General features: G+C 67.0%; 27 protein-coding genes. 26 read left to right on the top strand and 1 reads right to left on the bottom strand.

The genetic code is table 11. From position 1 onward, the window contains the following. The first annotated feature begins 25 nt into the window (after positions 1–25). The 25 genes from rplV (at position 26) to truA (ending at position 14,074) form a co-directional block, all read left to right on the top strand. Entirely contained in the window at positions 26–373 is a 348-nt protein-coding gene (rplV, locus tag ACIP8Z_RS19005) for a 50S ribosomal protein L22 (RefSeq protein WP_004571827.1), read from the top strand. Further along, the gene (rpsC, locus tag ACIP8Z_RS19010; protein ID WP_017239578.1) at positions 373–1,221 is read left to right on the top strand and encodes a 30S ribosomal protein S3; all 849 of its coding nucleotides are present in this window, start codon (positions 373–375) and stop codon (positions 1,219–1,221) included. Before rplV ends, rpsC begins: the two co-directional genes overlap by 1 nt. Before the next feature lie 5 nt (positions 1,222–1,226). Beyond that, the gene (gene rplP, locus ACIP8Z_RS19015; protein WP_015035580.1) at positions 1,227–1,646 is read left to right on the top strand and encodes a 50S ribosomal protein L16; all 420 of its coding nucleotides are present in this window, start codon (positions 1,227–1,229) and stop codon (positions 1,644–1,646) included. Then, positions 1,646–1,870, top strand: coding sequence for a 50S ribosomal protein L29 (gene rpmC / locus ACIP8Z_RS19020; RefSeq protein ID WP_017239580.1), 225 nt, complete (start codon positions 1,646–1,648; stop codon positions 1,868–1,870). Before rplP ends, rpmC begins: the two co-directional genes overlap by 1 nt. Further along, a complete protein-coding gene (gene rpsQ, locus ACIP8Z_RS19025) occupies positions 1,870–2,151 on the top strand; it encodes a 30S ribosomal protein S17 (protein WP_015035582.1) in 282 nt (93 codons plus the stop codon). The genes rpmC and rpsQ overlap by 1 nt, the downstream gene beginning before the upstream one ends. A 128-nt stretch (positions 2,152–2,279) precedes the next feature. Beyond that, entirely contained in the window at positions 2,280–2,648 is a 369-nt protein-coding gene (rplN, locus tag ACIP8Z_RS19030; RefSeq protein WP_003956455.1) for a 50S ribosomal protein L14, read from the top strand. A 2-nt stretch (positions 2,649–2,650) separates the two neighbouring features. Beyond that, positions 2,651–2,962: a 50S ribosomal protein L24 gene (rplX, locus tag ACIP8Z_RS19035; RefSeq protein WP_015035583.1), complete on the top strand. Its 312-nt coding sequence runs from the start codon at positions 2,651–2,653 to the stop codon at positions 2,960–2,962. Continuing rightward, complete coding sequence (gene rplE / locus ACIP8Z_RS19040) at positions 2,959–3,516, top strand: 50S ribosomal protein L5 (protein WP_086024646.1); 558 nt, start codon at positions 2,959–2,961, stop codon at positions 3,514–3,516. Before rplX ends, rplE begins: the two co-directional genes overlap by 4 nt. 5 nt (positions 3,517–3,521) lie before the next feature. Next, entirely contained in the window at positions 3,522–3,707 is a 186-nt protein-coding gene (locus ACIP8Z_RS19045; protein WP_003948630.1) for a type Z 30S ribosomal protein S14, read from the top strand. 206 nt (positions 3,708–3,913) lie between these two features. After that, positions 3,914–4,312 (top strand): 30S ribosomal protein S8, encoded by a 399-nt coding sequence (gene rpsH, locus ACIP8Z_RS19050; RefSeq protein ID WP_015035585.1) that lies wholly within the window; start codon positions 3,914–3,916, stop codon positions 4,310–4,312. Positions 4,313–4,333: 21 nt separating this feature from the next. Beyond that, positions 4,334–4,873 (top strand): 50S ribosomal protein L6, encoded by a 540-nt coding sequence (rplF, locus tag ACIP8Z_RS19055; RefSeq protein WP_024755414.1) that lies wholly within the window; start codon positions 4,334–4,336, stop codon positions 4,871–4,873. Between the two features lie 3 nt (positions 4,874–4,876). Continuing rightward, a complete protein-coding gene (gene rplR / locus ACIP8Z_RS19060; RefSeq protein WP_015035587.1) occupies positions 4,877–5,260 on the top strand; it encodes a 50S ribosomal protein L18 in 384 nt (127 codons plus the stop codon). Between the two features lie 46 nt (positions 5,261–5,306). Next, entirely contained in the window at positions 5,307–5,909 is a 603-nt protein-coding gene (rpsE, locus tag ACIP8Z_RS19065) for a 30S ribosomal protein S5 (protein WP_017239585.1), read from the top strand. After that, a complete protein-coding gene (gene rpmD, locus ACIP8Z_RS19070) occupies positions 5,909–6,091 on the top strand; it encodes a 50S ribosomal protein L30 (RefSeq protein ID WP_015035589.1) in 183 nt (60 codons plus the stop codon). Before rpsE ends, rpmD begins: the two co-directional genes overlap by 1 nt. Position 6,092: 1 nt before the next feature. Further along, complete coding sequence (gene rplO, locus ACIP8Z_RS19075) at positions 6,093–6,548, top strand: 50S ribosomal protein L15 (protein ID WP_030318646.1); 456 nt, start codon at positions 6,093–6,095, stop codon at positions 6,546–6,548. A gap of 213 nt (positions 6,549–6,761) precedes the next feature. Continuing rightward, the gene (secY, locus tag ACIP8Z_RS19080; RefSeq protein WP_030318644.1) at positions 6,762–8,081 is read left to right on the top strand and encodes a preprotein translocase subunit SecY; all 1,320 of its coding nucleotides are present in this window, start codon (positions 6,762–6,764) and stop codon (positions 8,079–8,081) included. Then, positions 8,081–8,728, top strand: a complete 648-nt coding sequence (locus tag ACIP8Z_RS19085) for an adenylate kinase (RefSeq protein WP_055598862.1) — start codon at positions 8,081–8,083, stop codon at positions 8,726–8,728. The genes secY and ACIP8Z_RS19085 overlap by 1 nt, the downstream gene beginning before the upstream one ends. 96 nt (positions 8,729–8,824) lie before the next feature. Next, positions 8,825–9,676, top strand: coding sequence for a type I methionyl aminopeptidase (gene map, locus ACIP8Z_RS19090; RefSeq protein WP_030318640.1), 852 nt, complete (start codon positions 8,825–8,827; stop codon positions 9,674–9,676). A gap of 229 nt (positions 9,677–9,905) precedes the next feature. Continuing rightward, positions 9,906–10,127 carry a translation initiation factor IF-1 gene (infA, locus tag ACIP8Z_RS19095; protein ID WP_003956442.1) on the top strand — a complete coding sequence of 74 codons (222 nt, stop codon included), beginning with the start codon at positions 9,906–9,908 and terminating at the stop codon, positions 10,125–10,127. Between the two features lie 62 nt (positions 10,128–10,189). Continuing rightward, a complete protein-coding gene (gene rpmJ, locus ACIP8Z_RS19100; protein WP_003956441.1) occupies positions 10,190–10,303 on the top strand; it encodes a 50S ribosomal protein L36 in 114 nt (37 codons plus the stop codon). A gap of 191 nt (positions 10,304–10,494) precedes the next feature. After that, on the top strand, positions 10,495–10,875 hold the full coding sequence (gene rpsM, locus ACIP8Z_RS19105; protein WP_015035595.1) for a 30S ribosomal protein S13: 381 nt from the start codon (positions 10,495–10,497) through the stop codon (positions 10,873–10,875). Between the two features lie 66 nt (positions 10,876–10,941). Then, on the top strand, positions 10,942–11,346 hold the full coding sequence (gene rpsK / locus ACIP8Z_RS19110) for a 30S ribosomal protein S11 (protein WP_006376016.1): 405 nt from the start codon (positions 10,942–10,944) through the stop codon (positions 11,344–11,346). A gap of 126 nt (positions 11,347–11,472) precedes the next feature. Next, complete coding sequence (locus ACIP8Z_RS19115) at positions 11,473–12,495, top strand: DNA-directed RNA polymerase subunit alpha (RefSeq protein ID WP_003966937.1); 1,023 nt, start codon at positions 11,473–11,475, stop codon at positions 12,493–12,495. Positions 12,496–12,659: 164 nt separating this feature from the next. Further along, positions 12,660–13,124, top strand: a complete 465-nt coding sequence (gene rplQ / locus ACIP8Z_RS19120; RefSeq protein ID WP_015035596.1) for a 50S ribosomal protein L17 — start codon at positions 12,660–12,662, stop codon at positions 13,122–13,124. A gap of 92 nt (positions 13,125–13,216) precedes the next feature. Next, positions 13,217–14,074, top strand: coding sequence for a tRNA pseudouridine(38-40) synthase TruA (truA, locus tag ACIP8Z_RS19125; protein WP_231072447.1), 858 nt, complete (start codon positions 13,217–13,219; stop codon positions 14,072–14,074). Here the strand turns inward: truA and ACIP8Z_RS19130 are convergent. Beyond that, positions 14,045–15,028, bottom strand: coding sequence for a hypothetical protein (locus ACIP8Z_RS19130; protein WP_402084760.1), 984 nt, complete (start codon positions 15,026–15,028; stop codon positions 14,045–14,047). The genes truA and ACIP8Z_RS19130 overlap by 30 nt on opposite strands. Positions 15,029–15,075: 47 nt before the next feature. Here ACIP8Z_RS19130 and ACIP8Z_RS19135 point away from each other — a divergent pair. Then, on the top strand, positions 15,076–16,664 hold a 1,589-nt coding region (locus ACIP8Z_RS19135; RefSeq protein ID WP_402084762.1), incomplete at its 3' end, for an ABC-F family ATP-binding cassette domain-containing protein.

The following is a 16,664-nucleotide window of genomic DNA, read 5'->3' on the forward strand; positions in this document are numbered from 1 at the left end:
CATGACAGACACTGGAAGGACAACCATGGAAGCCAGGGCCCAGGCGCGGTACATCCGCGTCACGCCCATGAAGGCCCGCCGCGTGGTGGACCTTATCCGTGGCATGGACGCCACGGAGGCTCAGGCGGTCCTGCGTTTCGCCCCGCAGGCCGCGAGCGTGCCGGTTGGCAAGGTGCTGGACAGCGCCATCGCCAACGCTGCACACAACTACGACCACACCGACGCCTCTTCGCTGGTCATCAGCGAGGCGTACGTGGATGAGGGCCCGACCCTGAAGCGGTTCCGTCCGCGTGCTCAGGGCCGTGCCTACCGGATCCGTAAGCGGACCAGCCACATCACCGTGGTCGTCAGCAGCAAGGAAGGAACCCGGTAATGGGCCAGAAGGTTAACCCGCATGGGTTCCGGCTCGGCATCACCACGGACTTCAAGTCCCGCTGGTACGCCGACAAGCTGTACAAGGACTACGTCAAGGAAGACGTCGCCATCCGTCGGATGATGACGTCCGGCATGGAGCGCGCCGGCATCTCGAAGGTTGAGATCGAGCGCACCCGTGACCGCGTGCGGGTGGACATCCACACCGCGCGTCCCGGCATCGTCATCGGCCGCCGTGGCGCCGAGGCCGACCGCATCCGCGGCGACCTCGAGAAGCTCACGGGCAAGCAGGTCCAGCTGAACATCCTCGAGGTCAAGAACCCCGAGATGGACGCTCAGCTGGTTGCTCAGGCCGTTGCCGAGCAGCTCTCCTCCCGCGTCTCCTTCCGTCGCGCCATGCGTAAGAGCATGCAGGGCACGATGAAGGCCGGCGCCAAGGGCATCAAGATCCAGTGTGGCGGTCGTCTCGGCGGCGCCGAGATGTCCCGCTCGGAGTTCTACCGCGAGGGCCGTGTGCCCCTGCACACGCTCCGCGCGAACGTCGACTACGGCTTCTTCGAGGCCAAGACGACCTTCGGCCGCATCGGCGTGAAGGTCTGGATCTACAAGGGCGACGTCAAGAACATCGCCGAGGTCCGCGCCGAGAACGCTGCGGCCCGTGCGGGTAACCGCCCGGCCCGTGGTGCCGGCGCTGGCGACCGCCCGGCCGGCCGTGGTGGCCGTGGTGGCGAGCGTGGCGGCCGCGGCCGCAAGCCGCAGCAGCAGTCCGCGCCGGCTGCCGAGGCCCCCAAGGCCGACGCTCCCGCCGCCGCTGCCGCTCCGGCTGAGAGCACCGGAACGGAGGCCTGACCGAAATGCTGATCCCCCGTAGGGTCAAGCACCGCAAGCAGCACCACCCCAAGCGCTCGGGTATGAGCAAGGGTGGTACGCAGGTTGCGTTCGGCGAGTACGGCATTCAGGCCCTCACGCCGGCGTACGTGACCAACCGCCAGATCGAGGCGGCTCGTATCGCGATGACCCGCCACATCAAGCGTGGCGGCAAGGTCTGGATCAACATCTACCCGGACCGCCCGCTGACGAAGAAGCCCGCCGAGACCCGCATGGGTTCCGGTAAGGGTTCTCCGGAGTGGTGGATCGCGAACGTCAAGCCGGGTCGGGTGATGTTCGAACTGTCCTACCCGAACGAGAAGATCGCGCGCGAGGCCCTGACCCGTGCGGCCCACAAGCTGCCGATGAAGTGCAAGATCGTTAAGCGCGAAGCAGGTGAGCTGTGATGTCGGCCGGTACCAAGGCGTCCGAGCTGCGCGAGCTGGGCAACGAGGAGCTTCTCAACAAGCTCCGCGAGGCCAAGGAAGAGCTGTTCAACCTCCGCTTCCAGGCGGCGACGGGCCAGCTCGAGAACCACGGTCGGCTCAAGTCCGTCCGTAAGGACATCGCCCGGATCTACACCCTGATGCGTGAGCGCGAGCTGGGCATCGAGACGGTGGAGAACGCCTGATGAGCGAGAGCAACGTGACTGAGAAGACCGAGCGCAACGCTCGCAAGGTCCGCGAGGGCCTGGTCGTCAGCGACAAGATGGACAAGACCGTCGTCGTCGCTGTCGAGGACCGCGTCAAGCACGCGCTGTACGGCAAGGTCATCCGCCGTACGAACAAGCTCAAGGCTCATGACGAGCAGAACGCTGCCGGCATCGGCGACCGCGTCCTCCTGATGGAGACCCGGAAGCTGTCCGCCACGAAGCACTGGCGCGTCATCGAGATCCTCGAGAAGGCCAAGTAAGGAATTTCCCGCGAGGGAAATCCAAATGTTCAGCCTGAGGGGTTTCCCTCAGGTCAGTTCCGCCAGGCTCGGCCGGGGCTTCCTCGTGAAGCCCCGGCCGGGAACCGGCAGACAATCAGGAGATAGACGTGATCCAGCAGGAGTCGCGACTGCGTGTCGCCGACAACACTGGTGCCAAGGAGATCCTTTGCATCCGTGTTCTCGGTGGCTCGGGTCGCCGCTACGCGGGCATCGGTGACGTCATCGTCGCCACCGTCAAGGACGCGATCCCCGGTGGCAACGTGAAGAAGGGTGACGTCGTCAAGGCGGTCATCGTTCGCACCGTCAAGGAGCGCCGCCGCCAGGACGGCTCGTACATCCGCTTCGACGAGAACGCCGCTGTCATTCTCAAGAACGACGGCGACCCTCGTGGCACCCGTATCTTCGGCCCGGTGGGCCGTGAGCTGCGCGAGAAGAAGTTCATGAAGATCATCTCGCTCGCGCCGGAGGTGCTGTAAGCATGAAGATCAAGAAGGGCGACCTGGTCCAGGTCATCACCGGTAAGGACAAGGGCAAGCAGGGCAAGGTCATCACGGCCTTCCCCCGCGAGAACCGCGTCCTCGTCGAGGGTGTCAACCGGGTCAAGAAGCACACCAAGGCCGGCCCGTCGCAGGCCGGTGGCATCGTCACGACCGAGGCTCCGGTCCACGTCTCCAACGTCCAGCTGGTCGTGGAGAAGGACGGCAAGAAGGTCGTCACGCGTGTCGGTTACCGCTTCGACGACGAGGGCAACAAGATCCGCGTTGCCAAGCGGACGGGTGAGGACATCTGATGGCTACCACCACTCCGCGTCTCAAGACGAAGTACCGCGAGGAGATCGCGGGCAAGCTGCGTGAGGAGTTCTCCTACGAGAACGTCATGCAGGTTCCCGGCCTCGTCAAGATCGTGGTCAACATGGGTGTCGGCGACGCCGCCCGTGACTCGAAGCTGATCGATGGCGCGATCCGCGACCTCACCACGATCACCGGTCAGAAGCCGGCCGTCACCAAGGCCCGCAAGTCCATCGCGCAGTTCAAGCTGCGCGAGGGTCAGCCGATCGGTGCGCACGTCACCCTCCGTGGCGACCGCATGTGGGAGTTCCTGGACCGCACCCTGTCGCTCGCGCTCCCGCGCATCCGCGACTTCCGTGGTCTGTCCCCCAAGCAGTTCGACGGGCGTGGCAACTACACCTTCGGTCTCACGGAGCAGGTCATGTTCCACGAGATCGACCAGGACAAGATCGACCGTGTCCGGGGTATGGACATCACCGTGGTGACCACGGCGACCAACGACGACGAGGGCCGTGCCCTTCTGCGTCACCTCGGCTTCCCCTTCAAGGAGGCGTAAGCGAGATGGCGAAGAAGGCTCTCATCGCGAAGGCTGCCCGCAAGCCCAAGTTCGGCGTGCGCGGCTACACGCGCTGCCAGCGCTGTGGTCGTCCCCACTCCGTGTACCGCAAGTTCGGCCTGTGCCGCGTGTGCCTTCGTGAGATGGCTCACCGTGGCGAGCTGCCGGGCGTGACCAAGAGCTCCTGGTAATCCCTTACTTGGGATGACCGGAGTCTCTCGGTAAGCACTGGGTTGGCGGATGCCCATCCCTCCATGGCTTAGGCTAGGAGGGTTGGGCGTCCGCCGCCCGTACGACTTACTACGCCGTAGGTCCCCGCGCCGCACCCGTCCCGCCCCTGTGTGGGGAGAGGGATGGCGCACTGGAAACCCCGGCGAGAGAGGCCGAAGGCCAATTCATGACCATGACTGATCCGATCGCGGACATGCTGACTCGTCTGCGTAACGCGAACTCGGCATACCACGACTCCGTGACGATGCCGCACAGCAAGATCAAGTCTCACATCGCGGAAATCCTCCAGCAGGAGGGCTTCATCACGGGCTGGAAGGTCGAGGACGCCGAGGTCGGCAAGAACCTCGTCCTCGAGCTCAAGTTCGGTCCGAACCGTGAGCGCTCCATCGCGGGCATCAAGCGGATCTCGAAGCCCGGTCTCCGGGTTTACGCGAAGTCCACCAACCTGCCGAAGGTTCTCGGCGGCCTGGGCGTGGCGATCATCTCCACGTCCCACGGTCTCCTGACCGGCCAGCAGGCAGGCAAGAAGGGCGTAGGTGGGGAAGTCCTCGCCTACGTCTGGTAGTCGGGAACGGAGGAATAGCTAATGTCGCGTATTGGCAAGCTGCCTATCCAGGTTCCCGCCGGCGTGGACGTCACCATCGATGGCCGCACGGTCACGGTCAAGGGTTCCAAGGGCACCCTGAGCCACACCGTCGCCGCGCCGATCGAGATCGTTAAGGGCGAGGATGGCGTGCTGAACGTCAACCGTCCGAACGACGAGCGTCAGAACAAGGCCCTTCACGGCCTGTCCCGCACGCTGGTGGCCAACATGATCACCGGTGTGACCCAGGGTTACGTGAAGGCGCTCGAGATCAGCGGTGTCGGTTACCGCGTCGCCGCGAAGGGCTCCAACCTGGAGTTCCAGCTCGGCTACAGCCACCCGATCCTGGTCGAGGCGCCCGAGGGCATCTCGTTCAAGGTCGAGTCGCCGACCAAGTTCTCGGTCGAGGGCATCGACAAGCAGAAGGTCGGCGAGGTCGCGGCGAACATCCGCAAGCTGCGGAAGCCCGACCCGTACAAGGCCAAGGGCGTCAAGTACGCCGGCGAGGTCATCCGCCGCAAGGTCGGAAAGGCTGGTAAGTAAGCCATGGCATACGGTGTGAAGATCGCCAAGGGCGACGCTTACAAGCGTGCCGCCAAGGCGCGCCGCCACATCCGCATCCGCAAGAACGTGTCGGGTACGGCGGAGCGTCCGCGCCTCGTCGTGACGCGTTCGAACCGCGGTATCACCGCTCAGGTCATCGACGACCTCAAGGGTCACACCCTTGCGTCCGCGTCGAACCTGGACGCGTCGATCCGCGGTGGCGAGGGTGACAAGTCCGCGCAGGCCAAGCAGGTCGGAGCTCTCGTCGCCGAGCGCGCCAAGGCCGCTGGTGTCGAGGCTGTCGTGTTCGACCGTGGTGGCAACAGGTACGCCGGGCGCATTGCCGCTCTGGCTGACGCCGCCCGCGAAGCCGGGCTGAAGTTCTAAGCCCCGGTTCCGGGACTAACGGACGTAACAGAGAGAGGTAAATCCAATGGCTGGACCCCAGCGCCGCGGAAGCGGTGCCGGTGGCGGCGAGCGGCGGGACCGGAAGGGCCGCGACGGTGGCGCTGCCGCCGAGAAGACCGCGTACGTTGAGCGCGTTGTCGCGATCAACCGCGTCGCCAAGGTTGTCAAGGGTGGTCGCCGCTTCAGCTTCACCGCGCTGGTCGTGGTGGGCGACGGTGACGGCACCGTAGGTGTCGGTTACGGCAAGGCCAAGGAAGTTCCCGCGGCCATCGCCAAGGGTGTCGAGGAAGCCAAGAAGAACTTCTTCAAGGTTCCCCGCATCCAGGGCACCATCCCTCACCCGATCCAGGGCGAGAAGGCCGCGGGCGTCGTCCTGCTCAAGCCGGCTTCCCCCGGTACCGGTGTTATCGCCGGTGGCCCGGTGCGCGCCGTGCTCGAGTGCGCCGGCGTTCACGACATCCTGTCGAAGTCGCTCGGCTCCGACAACGCGATCAACATCGTGCACGCGACCGTGGCGGCCCTCAAGGGCCTGCAGCGTCCCGAGGAGATCGCGGCTCGCCGTGGTCTGCCCCTCGAGGACGTCGCCCCCGCGGCTCTGCTCCGTGCACGTGCTGGGGCGGGTGCGTAATGGCTCGCCTCAAGGTCACGCAGACGAAGTCGTACATCGGCAGCAAGCAGAACCACCGCGACACCCTGCGTTCGCTCGGCCTCAAGAAGGTCAACGACGTGGTTGTCAAGGAGGACCGCCCCGAGTTCCGCGGAATGGTTCACACCGTCCGCCACCTCGTGACGGTCGAGGAGGTTGACTGACATGGCGGAGACCAACCCGCTGAAGGCCCACAACCTCCGTCCCGCCCCCGGCGCCAAGACCGCGAAGACCCGTGTCGGTCGTGGTGAGGCGTCGAAGGGTAAGACGGCCGGTCGTGGTACCAAGGGCACCAAGGCCCGTTACCAGGTTCCGCAGCGCTTCGAGGGTGGGCAGATGCCCCTCCACATGCGTCTGCCGAAGCTCAAGGGCTTCAAGAACCCGTTCCGCACCGAGTACCAGGTCGTGAACCTGGACAAGCTCACCGCGCTCTACCCGCAGGGTGGCGAGGTCACGGTGGCCGATCTGGTCGCCAAGGGTGCGGTTCGCAAGAACCAGCTCGTCAAGGTGCTCGGCACCGGCGAGATCACCGTGGCGCTGCAGGTGACGGTTGACGCCGTCTCCGGCTCCGCCAAGGAGAAGATCGCCGCCGCTGGTGGCACCGTCACCGAGCTCGTCTAAGACGACTCGATGGCTTGAACATCCGATCGGGGATGCCTCCCAAAAGGGGCATCCCCGATTGGTCGTTCCTAGGGGGGCATGGTCGCCGGTAAGGTGGCGTGCACTGTCTAGGCTCCGTGCGGTATGCCCGCACGGGATTGATGACCGATACCTAATCGTCGAACCTCAAGACCGTCACCCTTGACGCATAGCGCGGGGGTCGCAGGAGGCACCGTGCTCACCGCGTTCGCCCGGGCGTTCAAGACGCCCGACCTGCGCAAGAAGCTGCTCTTCACGCTCGCCATCATCGTGCTGTACCGCCTCGGGGCCCACATCCCGGTCCCCGGCGTCAGCTACGAGGCCGTCCAGCAGTGTGTGAAGCAGGCCAGCGAAGGCAACAACAGCCTGTTCGGCCTGGTCAACATGTTCAGTGGCGGGGCGCTGCTCCAGATCACCATCTTCGCGCTCGGCATCATGCCGTACATCACGGCGAGCATCATCCTGCAGCTGCTCACCGTCGTGATCCCGCGCCTTGAAGCCCTCAAGAAGGAGGGCCAGTCGGGTACTGCCAAGATCACGCAGTACACCCGGTACCTGACGGTCGCCCTCGCCGTGCTGCAGGGAACCGGTCTCGTCGCCACCGCCAAGAGCGGTGCGCTGTTCAGCGGCTGCCGCGTCGCCGACCAGGTCGTGCCCGACCCGTCGATCTTCACCATCGCCACGATGGTCATCACGATGACCGCCGGTACCTGCATCGTCATGTGGCTCGGTGAGCTCATCACCGACCGCGGCATCGGCAACGGCATGTCGATCCTGATGTTCATCTCGATCGCCGCCGGCTTCCCGGGCGCCCTGTGGGCCATCAAGGAGAGCGGCAAGCTCGCCAAGGGCTGGATCGAGTTCGGCACCGTCATCCTCATCGGCTTCGTGATGGTGGCCCTCGTGGTCTTCGTCGAGCAGGCCCAGCGCCGGATCCCGGTGCAGTACGCGAAGCGCATGATCGGCCGGCGCTCCTACGGCGGTACGTCCACGTACATCCCGCTGAAGGTGAACCAGGCGGGTGTGATTCCTGTCATCTTCGCGTCGTCGCTGCTCTACATCCCGGCCTTGATCGCGCAGTTCTCGAACTCCACCGCAGGGTGGAAGACCTGGATCGAAGCCCACTTCGTCAAGGGTGACCACCCCTACTACATCGCGACGTACTTCCTCCTGATCGTGTTCTTCGCCTTCTTCTATGTGGCGATCTCGTTCAACCCCGAGGAAGTCGCGGACAACATGAAGAAGTATGGTGGCTTCATCCCGGGTATCCGGGCTGGTCGACCTACTGCCGAGTATCTGAGCTACGTGCTCAACCGGATCACTTGGCCGGGCTCGCTGTACTTGGGTCTGATCGCTCTTGTGCCGACGATGGCGTTGGCAGGCTTCGGTGGCGCCAATGCCAACTTCCCCTTCGGTGGGACGAGCATCCTCATCATCGTGGGTGTGGGGCTGGAGACCGTGAAGCAGATCGAGAGCCAGCTCCAGCAGCGCAATTACGAAGGGTTCCTCCGCTGATGCGAATCGTCCTCGTCGGACCGCCCGGTGCCGGCAAGGGAACGCAGGCTGCGTTCCTTGCCAAGAACCTGGACATCCCGCACATCTCCACGGGCGACCTGTTCCGCGCCAACATCTCTCAGGGCACGGAGCTGGGTCTCAAGGCCAAGGCGTTCATGGACGCCGGCGACCTGGTGCCCGACGAGGTGACCATCGGGATGGCCAAGGACCGGATGGAGCAGCCGGACGCCGTCAACGGCTTCCTGCTGGACGGGTTCCCCCGCAACGTGGCTCAGGCCGAGGCCCTGGACGTGGTCCTGAAGGCCGAGGACATGCAGCTCGACGCGGTGCTGGACCTGGAGGTCCCCGAGGACGAGGTCGTGAAGCGGATCGCGGGTCGCCGCATCTGCCGCAACGACAGCGCGCACGTCTTCCACGTGGAGTACAACGCGCCGAAGACCGAGGGCGTCTGCGACGCCTGCGGCGGCGAGCTGTACCAGCGTGCGGACGACTCCGAGGAGACGGTCCGCAAGCGCCTGGAGGTCTACCACACGCAGACCGAGCCGATCATCGACTACTACCGGGCGCAGAACCTGGTCGTGACGATCTCGGCGCTCGGCAAGGTGGACGAGGTCACGGCGAAGGCGATGGCCGCGCTCAAGAAGTAACCCTGGTTCGTCCGATACGGCCGCGGTGCCCCTCAGGGGCGCCGCGGCCGTATCGTTGTTCTGTTCCCCGTACTCGATGGAAAGGCCGCGGCCACGATGGTGCAGATCAAGACCCCCGAGCAGATCGCGAAGATGCGCGAGGCGGGGCTGGTCGTCGCCGCCATTCACGCGGCGACCCGTGAGGCCGCCGTGCCGGGCGCCACGACGAAGGACCTGGACGAGGTCGCGCGGAAGGTCATCGCCGACCACGGGGCGAAGTCGAACTTCCTCGGGTACGGCGGGTTCCCCGCGACGATCTGCACCTCGGTGAACGAGGTCGTCGTCCACGGCATCCCCGACGACAAGACCGTCCTCAAGGACGGCGACATCATCTCCATCGACGCGGGCGCGATCGTGGACGGCTGGCACGGTGACGCGGCCTACACGGCCTTCGTGGGCACCGGGCACGCGCCCGAGCTCGTGGAGCTCTCCCGGGTCACGGAGGAGTCGATGTGGGCCGGCATCGCGGCCATGCGGCTCGGCAACCGCCTGGTCGACATCTCGAAGGCGATCGAGACGTACATCAAGCGCCAGCCGCGTCCGGCCGTCGGCGACCACAGCCTGGGCCGGTACGGGATCATCGAGGACTACGGCGGCCACGGCATCGGCACCGAGATGCACATGGACCCGCACCTGCTGAACTACGTCTCCCGCAAGCGCGGCAAGGGCCCGAAGCTGGTCCCGGGCCTGTGCCTGGCGATCGAGCCGATGGTCTCCCTGGGCACCCCGCAGACGGAGGTCCTGAAGGACGACTGGACCGTCATCACCACGGACGGCACCTGGTCCTCCCACTGGGAGCACTCGATCGCCCTGACCGAGGAGGGCCCCCTGGTCCTGACGGCGGTCGACGGCGGCAAGGCGAAGCTGGCGGAGCTGGGCGTGACCGCGGCCCCGGACCCGCTGGCGTAGCGGACGGCCCTCCGGTGGGGGATCGGGTCGACGCGTCCGCGGTCGTGCGGGAGTACGTTTGAGTTTTCTACGGCGTGGTGCCTTGCGTAAGGATCAGTTCGGGTGGGCAGACTTCCCGATTCGTCTTTTCCTGGGGCCTGACGTAGACTGATGCGTCGGCTCTCGTGTACCCGTGTGTCCGCATACGACGGCGAGAGTCGATCAAGGTAGCCGATTCGAAAGGCGAAGCGTGGCCAAGAAGCAAGGTGCCATCGAAATCGAGGGCACCGTGATCGAGTCCCTCCCGAACGCCATGTTCAAGGTGGAGCTCCAGAACGGTCACAAGGTCCTCGCGCACATCTCCGGCAAGATGCGGATGCACTACATCCGAATCCTTCCGGACGACCGGGTCGTGGTGGAGCTCTCTCCGTACGACCTGACGCGTGGCCGGATCGTCTACCGGTACAAGTAGATCTTGCCCGCACCCCGCCTCCGCGCGCGGGTGGTGGCACTGACCCGGAGAACCTCACACCCATGAAGGTCAAGCCGAGCGTCAAGAAGATCTGCGACAAGTGCAAGGTGATCCGCCGTCACGGCCGGGTCATGGTCATCTGCGACAACCTGCGCCACAAGCAGCGCCAGGGCTGACGCACGCCGACCGACCTGCAACTTCGCAGTTCTTCGCGCGACGCATAGCAATACGTACATACGCAGAGCCCGTCGGGCCGTGTTCGCACGGTTGACGGCACCTCCGGCGGGGGCCGGGGACCCGACCTGTACCTCATACGGCAGCCGGGAACGGTTCTGCAGCAGACCCCCGAGAACACAGGAGCCATTGAATGGCACGCGTTTCCGGTGTTGACATCCCGCGCGAAAAGCGTGTGGTGGTCGCACTCACCTACGTCTTCGGCATCGGGCGTACCCGGTCCGAGGAGATTCTCGCCGCGACCGGCGTGAACCCGTCCACCCGTGTCCGCGACCTTGCCGAGGAAGACCTCGTCAAGATCCGCGAGTACGTGGACGCCAACCTCCAGACCGAGGGTGACCTCCGTCGCGAGATCGCCGCCGACATCCGCCGCAAGGTCGAGATCGGCTGCTACCAGGGTCTGCGCCACCGTCGTGGCCTGCCCGTCCGCGGCCAGCGCACCAGCACGAACGCTCGTACCCGCAAGGGCCCGCGTCGCGCCATCGCCGGCAAGAAGAAGCCGGGCAAGAAGTAGTCCTCAGCGGACGCTTGACCAAGCGGTCTTCGCTGTAGGACCGACCACCTCCCGTAGGAGTTATAGATGCCCCCCAAGGGTCGTCAGGGCGCTGCCAAGAAGGTGCGCCGCAAGGAAAAGAAGAACGTCGCTCACGGCCACGCGCACATCAAGAGCACGTTCAACAACACGATCGTCTCGATCACGGACCCCGCGGGCAACGTGATCTCCTGGGCCTCCGCCGGCCACGTCGGCTTCAAGGGCTCGCGCAAGTCGACCCCGTTCGCCGCGCAGATGGCCGCCGAGTCGGCCGCTCGCCGCGCGCAGGAGCACGGCATGCGCAAGGTTGACGTCTTCGTCAAGGGTCCGGGCTCCGGCCGCGAGACCGCGATCCGCTCCCTCCAGGCCACGGGCCTCGAGGTCGGTTCGATCCAGGACGTCACCCCCACGCCGCACAACGGCTGCCGTCCCCCCAAGCGCCGCCGCGTCTGACGCACGGCTGCTTGATCCAGGACTTCGGGCGGTACGGCTCTTCGGACCGTGCCGCCCGTACCCTTGCAGTACGCAGCACTCCGTCGGGCGTCAAATAGTGGGCGTCCACGACTGAAGGATTGACACATGCTTATCGCTCAGCGTCCTTCGCTGACCGAAGAGGTCGTCGACGAGTTCCGCTCCCGGTTCGTGATCGAGCCGCTGGAGCCGGGCTTCGGCTACACCCTCGGCAACTCCCTCCGCCGTACCCTCCTGTCCTCGATCCCGGGTGCCGCTGTCACCAGCATCCGCATCGACGGCGTCCTGCACGAGTTCACCACCGTGCCGGGCGTCAAGGAGGACGTGACCGACCTCATCCTCAACATCAAGCAGCTGGTCGTCTCCTCGGAGCACGACGAGCCGGTCGTGATGTACCTGCGCAAGCAGGGCCCGGGTCTGGTCACCGCCGCCGACATCGCGCCCCCGGCCGGTGTCGAGGTGCACAACCCCGACCTCGTCCTCGCCACGCTCAACGGCAAGGGCAAGCTGGAGATGGAGCTGACCGTCGAGCGCGGTCGCGGCTACGTCTCCGCCGTGCAGAACAAGCAGGTGGGCCAGGAGATCGGTCGTATCCCGGTCGACTCCATCTACTCCCCGGTGCTCAAGGTCACGTACAAGGTCGAGGCGACCCGTGTCGAGCAGCGCACCGACTTCGACAAGCTGATCGTCGACGTCGAGACCAAGCAGGCCATGCGCCCGCGTGACGCCATGGCGTCCGCCGGCAAGACCCTGGTCGAGCTGTTCGGTCTGGCGCGCGAGCTCAACATCGACGCCGAGGGCATCGACATGGGCCCGTCCCCCACGGACGCCGCCCTCGCCGCCGACCTGGCGCTGCCGATCGAGGAGCTCGAGCTCACCGTTCGTTCGTACAACTGCCTCAAGCGCGAGGGCATCCACTCCGTGGGTGAGCTCGTGGCGCGTTCCGAGGCGGACCTGCTCGACATCCGCAACTTCGGTGCGAAGTCGATCGACGAGGTCAAGGCGAAGCTGGCCGGTATGGGCCTCGCGCTGAAGGACTCGCCGCCCGGATTCGACCCGACCGCCGCCGCCGACGCCTTCGGCGCCGACGACGACGCGGACGCGGGCTTCGTCGAGACCGAGCAGTACTGACAGCTCGGACCCGACGGTCCAGATGTGGCTGCGGGCCGGCTTCGGTCGGTCGCGCAGCTCCCCGCGCCCCTGACGGGGGCGCGGGGTCTCCGACGGGCACTCGCCCGCTCGGACACTGACATCGGTACCTCATACGGCCGGTGCAGATCACAAGGAGAAACACCATGCCGCGTCCCGCGAAGGGTGCCCGCCTCGGCGGTTCCGCCGCGCACGAGAAGCTGCTCCTCGCCAACCTGGCGAAGTCGCTCTTCGAGCACGGCCGCATCACCACCACCGAGGCCAAGGCCCGTCGCCTGCGTCCGGTCGCCGAGCGCCTGATCACCAAGGCGAAGAAGGGCGACATCCACAACCGTCGCCTGGTGCTGCAGACGATCACCGACAAGGGCATCGTCCACACCCTCTTCACCGAGATCGCCCCGCGCTACTCCGAGCGCCCGGGTGGCTACACCCGTATCACCAAGATCGGCAACCGTCGTGGCGACAACGCCCCGATGGCCGTGATCGAGCTGGTCGAGGGCGAGATCGCCAAGAAGGCGACCGTCGCCGAGGCCGAGGCCGCCACCGTGCGCGCCGTCAAGGAGGCCGACGCGGCCGCCGAGGCTCCGGCCGAGGAGTCGAAGGACGCGTAAGCGTTCCGACCGACTGTTCGTGTGCGGGCCCGTACCCCCTCGGGGGTGCGGGCCCGTTGCCGTGTTTGATGGTTTCGAGAGGATGATTCCGCGTGAGCGATGACGTGCAGGACGGTTTCGTACGGGTTCGGCTCGACCTGTCGTACGACGGCAAGGACTTCTCCGGCTGGGCCAAGCAGTCCCAGGGGCAGCGGACCGTGCAGGGGGACATCGAGGCCGCGCTGCGGACCGTGACCCGGTCGACGGAGACGTACGAGCTGACCGTGGCCGGCCGGACCGACTCCGGGGTGCATGCCCGCGGCCAGGTCGCGCACGTCGACCTGCCCGTCGAGCTGTGGGCCGAGCACCGCGACAAGCTGCTCAGGCGGCTCGCGGGGCGCCTCTCGCACGATGTGCGGGTGTGGTCCCTGACCGAGGCCCCCAGCGGCTTCAACGCGCGTTTCTCCGCCATCTGGCGCCGTTACGCGTACCGCGTCACCGACAACCCCGGCGGCGTCGACCCGCTGCAGCGCGGGCACGTCCTGTGGCACGACTGGGCCCTCGACATGGACGCCATGAACGAGGCCGCCGCCGCGCTCGTCGGCGAGCACGACTTCGCCGCCTACTGCAAGCGGCGCGAGGGAGCCACCACCATCCGCACGCTCCAGGAGCTGCGCTGGGAGCGCCGCCCCGACGGTGTGATGGAAGCCACCGTGAAGGCGGACGCCTTCTGCCACAACATGGTCCGCTCGCTGGTCGGAGCGCTGCTCTTCGTCGGCGACGGGCACCGGCCCGTGGACTGGCCGGGGAAGGTGCTGGCGGCCGGTGTCCGGGACTCGGCCGTGCACGTCGTACGGCCGCACGGCCTCACCCTCGAAGAGGTCGGCTACCCGGCCGACGAACTCCTGGCCGCCCGCAATCTGGAGGCCAGGAACAAGCGGTCACTCCCCGGGAGCGCCGGCTGCTGCTGAGGCCTGGGCGCGGCCGCGGGCGTAGATCTGGTTGAAGGCGAAGGTGCCGAGGTCGTCGCTGGCCTGGAAGATCGGCTTGTCGGCCTTGGTGACCTTCTTGCCGTTGGAGAAGCCGGCCTGGGTGAAGTAGGCGTAGCGGCCGACCGAGTTCGAGCGGCGCAGGCAGACCGTGGCGTGGCAGAAGTCACGCACGCCCGCGCCGACCAGCGGGGCGATACCGCCGGTGGCCTGGCTCTTCGCCTTCAGGGCCGAGGCCTCCGAAGGGAAGACGGCGACGCCGACGGTGATCGCCACGCCGTCCTTCACATAGGTGGCGCGGAGCACCCGCTGGCAGCCGTTCTTCTTCAGGACGGCGCCGAGGCCGCCCTGGGTGACGGCCGCGCAGTCGGTCGTCGCCGAGGTCGCCCCCTTGGTGTACGGGCGCTTGTTCATCGTCAGCTTCTTGCCCGGGAAGAGGCCCTCCGCGGAGAGCGGGGCTTTGTCCTTCTTCGGGTCCGAGATGTAGTCCTTCGGGTTCGGCGGGGGCGGTGGCGCCACCGAGGAGAAGGTCGGCTCGGGGGTCGGTGCCGCGGTGGGGGAGACCGTGCCGGTGGGCACCCCGCCGTTCGTGGCCTCGTCGTTCTTCTTGCCGGAGGCCACCACGGCGGTGGCGACGATCGCGCCGACGACCAGGGCGGCCACCGCGCCGCCGCCGATGATCAGCCAGCGCTTGCGGCGGTTACGGGAGGCGGAGGCGTCGGCCAGGGCGCCCCAGTCGGGGGTCGTCCCGCCGCCCTGGGCGCCCGGGAAGGGGTCGGGTGCCTGCCCCTGGCCGGGCTGCTGCCCGTATCCCTGCTGCCCGTAGCCCTGAGGCTGTCCGTAGCCCTGCTGCCCGTACCCCTGCGGCTGCTGTCCGTGCCCCTGCTGCCCGCCCTGCTGCGGCTCTTGCGGCCACTGCGGTCCCCCAAAGCTCATGCCGCGCATCCTAAACCGGTTGGGCCCCGGCGACGCGGGCGGTGACAATGCACCTCATGGGACATGTCGAGGCCGCGCATCTTGAGTACTACCTGCCCGACGGGAGGATCCTCCTCGGGGACGCCTCCTTCCGGGTCGGGGAGGGCGCCGTCGTCGCCCTCGTCGGGGCCAACGGCGCCGGCAAGACCACACTGCTCCGGCTGATCTCCGGAGAGCTCCAGCCGCACGGCGGCACCGTCAAGGTCAGCGGCGGGCTCGGCGTGATGCCGCAGTTCGTCGGCTCCGTGCGGGACGCGTCCACCGTGCGTGACCTGCTGGTCTCGGTGGCGCAGCCCCGGATCCGGGAGGCCGCGAAGGCCGTCGACGAGGCCGAGCACCTGATCATGACCGTCGACGACGAGGCCGCGCAGATGAGGTACGCGCAGGCCCTCAGCGACTGGGCCGAGGTGCAGGGGTACGAGGCCGAGACCCTCTGGGACATGTGCACGATGGCCGCGCTCGGCGTCCCGTACGAGAAGGCGCAGTTCCGGGAGGTCCGGACGCTCTCCGGCGGTGAGCAGAAGCGGCTCGTCCTGGAGTCGCTGCTGCGCGGCTCCGACGAGGTGCTGCTGCTCGACGAGCCGGACAACTACCTCGACGTCCCCGGCAAGCGGTGGCTGGAGGAGCGGCTGCGGGAGACCCGTAAGACCGTGTTGTTCATCTCTCACGACCGGGAGCTGCTGTCCCGGGGCGCGCAGAAGATCGTCGCGGTCGAGCCCGGCCCGGCCGGCTCGGACGTGTGGGTCCACGGTGGCGGGTTCGACACCTTCCACGAGGCGCGCCGGGAGCGGTTCGCGCGCTTCGAGGAGCTGAAGCGGCGCTGGGAGGAGAAGCACGCCCAGCTGAAGAAGCTCGTGGTCAACCTGCGGCAGGCGGCCGCGGTCAGCCACGACATGGCCTCGCGGTACGCGGCGGCGCAGACCCGGCTGCGGAAGTTCGAGGAGGCGGGGCCGCCGCCGGAGCCGCCGCGCGAGCAGGACATCAAGATGCGGCTGCGGGGAGGCCGTACCGGTGTACGTGCTGTGACCTGCGAAAATCTTGAGCTGACCGGGCTGATGAAGCCCTTCTCGCTGGAGATCTTCTACGGCGAGCGGGTCGGCGTCCTCGGCTCCAACGGGTCGGGCAAGTCCCACTTCCTGCGGCTGCTCGCGGGCGACCCGTCCGTCGCCCACACGGGGACGTGGAAGCTGGGCGCGAGGGTGGTGCCGGGGCACTTCGCCCAGACCCACGCGCACCCGGAGCTGACCGGGCGGCCGCTCGTCGACATCCTGTGGACGGAGCACGCCAAGGACCGGGGCGGCGCGATGTCGATGCTGCGGCGGTACGAGCTGGAGCGGCAGGGTGACCAGCCGTTCGACAAGCTCTCGGGCGGGCAGCAGGCGCGGTTCCAGATCCTGCTGATGGAGCTGGCGGGCACGACGGCGCTGCTCCTGGACGAGCCGACGGACAACCTGGACCTGGAGTCGGCGGAGGCCCTGCAGGACGGGCTGGAGTCGTACGACGGGACGGTGCTGGCGGTGACCCACGACCGGTGGTTCGCGAAGAGCTTCGACCGGTTCCTGGTGTTCGGTTCCGACGGGGTCGTACGGGAGACCAC

This window comes from Streptomyces sp. NPDC088553 (assembly GCF_044752965.1).
Lineage (GTDB): Bacteria > Actinomycetota > Actinomycetes > Streptomycetales > Streptomycetaceae > Streptomyces.

What these genes read in the sequence shown, in the direction of transcription:
- rplV (WP_004571827.1), top strand. Translation starts at nt 26, where the DNA reads ATGGAAGCCAGGGCCCAGGCGCGGTACATCCGCGTCACGCCCATGAAG.
- rpsC (WP_017239578.1), top strand. Translation starts at nt 373, where the DNA reads ATGGGCCAGAAGGTTAACCCGCATGGGTTCCGGCTCGGCATCACCACG.
- rplP (WP_015035580.1), top strand. Translation starts at nt 1,227, where the DNA reads ATGCTGATCCCCCGTAGGGTCAAGCACCGCAAGCAGCACCACCCCAAG.
- rpmC (WP_017239580.1), top strand. Translation starts at nt 1,646, where the DNA reads ATGTCGGCCGGTACCAAGGCGTCCGAGCTGCGCGAGCTGGGCAACGAG.
- rpsQ (WP_015035582.1), top strand. Translation starts at nt 1,870, where the DNA reads ATGAGCGAGAGCAACGTGACTGAGAAGACCGAGCGCAACGCTCGCAAG.
- rplX (WP_015035583.1), top strand. Translation starts at nt 2,651, where the DNA reads ATGAAGATCAAGAAGGGCGACCTGGTCCAGGTCATCACCGGTAAGGAC.
- ACIP8Z_RS19045 (WP_003948630.1), top strand. Translation starts at nt 3,522, where the DNA reads ATGGCGAAGAAGGCTCTCATCGCGAAGGCTGCCCGCAAGCCCAAGTTC.
- rpsH (WP_015035585.1), top strand. Translation starts at nt 3,914, where the DNA reads ATGACCATGACTGATCCGATCGCGGACATGCTGACTCGTCTGCGTAAC.
- rplF (WP_024755414.1), top strand. Translation starts at nt 4,334, where the DNA reads ATGTCGCGTATTGGCAAGCTGCCTATCCAGGTTCCCGCCGGCGTGGAC.
- rplR (WP_015035587.1), top strand. Translation starts at nt 4,877, where the DNA reads ATGGCATACGGTGTGAAGATCGCCAAGGGCGACGCTTACAAGCGTGCC.
- rpsE (WP_017239585.1), top strand. Translation starts at nt 5,307, where the DNA reads ATGGCTGGACCCCAGCGCCGCGGAAGCGGTGCCGGTGGCGGCGAGCGG.
- rpmD (WP_015035589.1), top strand. Translation starts at nt 5,909, where the DNA reads ATGGCTCGCCTCAAGGTCACGCAGACGAAGTCGTACATCGGCAGCAAG.
- rplO (WP_030318646.1), top strand. Translation starts at nt 6,093, where the DNA reads ATGGCGGAGACCAACCCGCTGAAGGCCCACAACCTCCGTCCCGCCCCC.
- ACIP8Z_RS19085 (WP_055598862.1), top strand. Translation starts at nt 8,081, where the DNA reads ATGCGAATCGTCCTCGTCGGACCGCCCGGTGCCGGCAAGGGAACGCAG.
- map (WP_030318640.1), top strand. Translation starts at nt 8,825, where the DNA reads ATGGTGCAGATCAAGACCCCCGAGCAGATCGCGAAGATGCGCGAGGCG.
- rpmJ (WP_003956441.1), top strand. Translation starts at nt 10,190, where the DNA reads ATGAAGGTCAAGCCGAGCGTCAAGAAGATCTGCGACAAGTGCAAGGTG.
- rpsM (WP_015035595.1), top strand. Translation starts at nt 10,495, where the DNA reads ATGGCACGCGTTTCCGGTGTTGACATCCCGCGCGAAAAGCGTGTGGTG.
- rpsK (WP_006376016.1), top strand. Translation starts at nt 10,942, where the DNA reads ATGCCCCCCAAGGGTCGTCAGGGCGCTGCCAAGAAGGTGCGCCGCAAG.
- ACIP8Z_RS19115 (WP_003966937.1), top strand. Translation starts at nt 11,473, where the DNA reads ATGCTTATCGCTCAGCGTCCTTCGCTGACCGAAGAGGTCGTCGACGAG.
- rplQ (WP_015035596.1), top strand. Translation starts at nt 12,660, where the DNA reads ATGCCGCGTCCCGCGAAGGGTGCCCGCCTCGGCGGTTCCGCCGCGCAC.
- ACIP8Z_RS19130 (WP_402084760.1), bottom strand. Translation starts at nt 15,028, where the DNA reads ATGAGCTTTGGGGGACCGCAGTGGCCGCAAGAGCCGCAGCAGGGCGGG.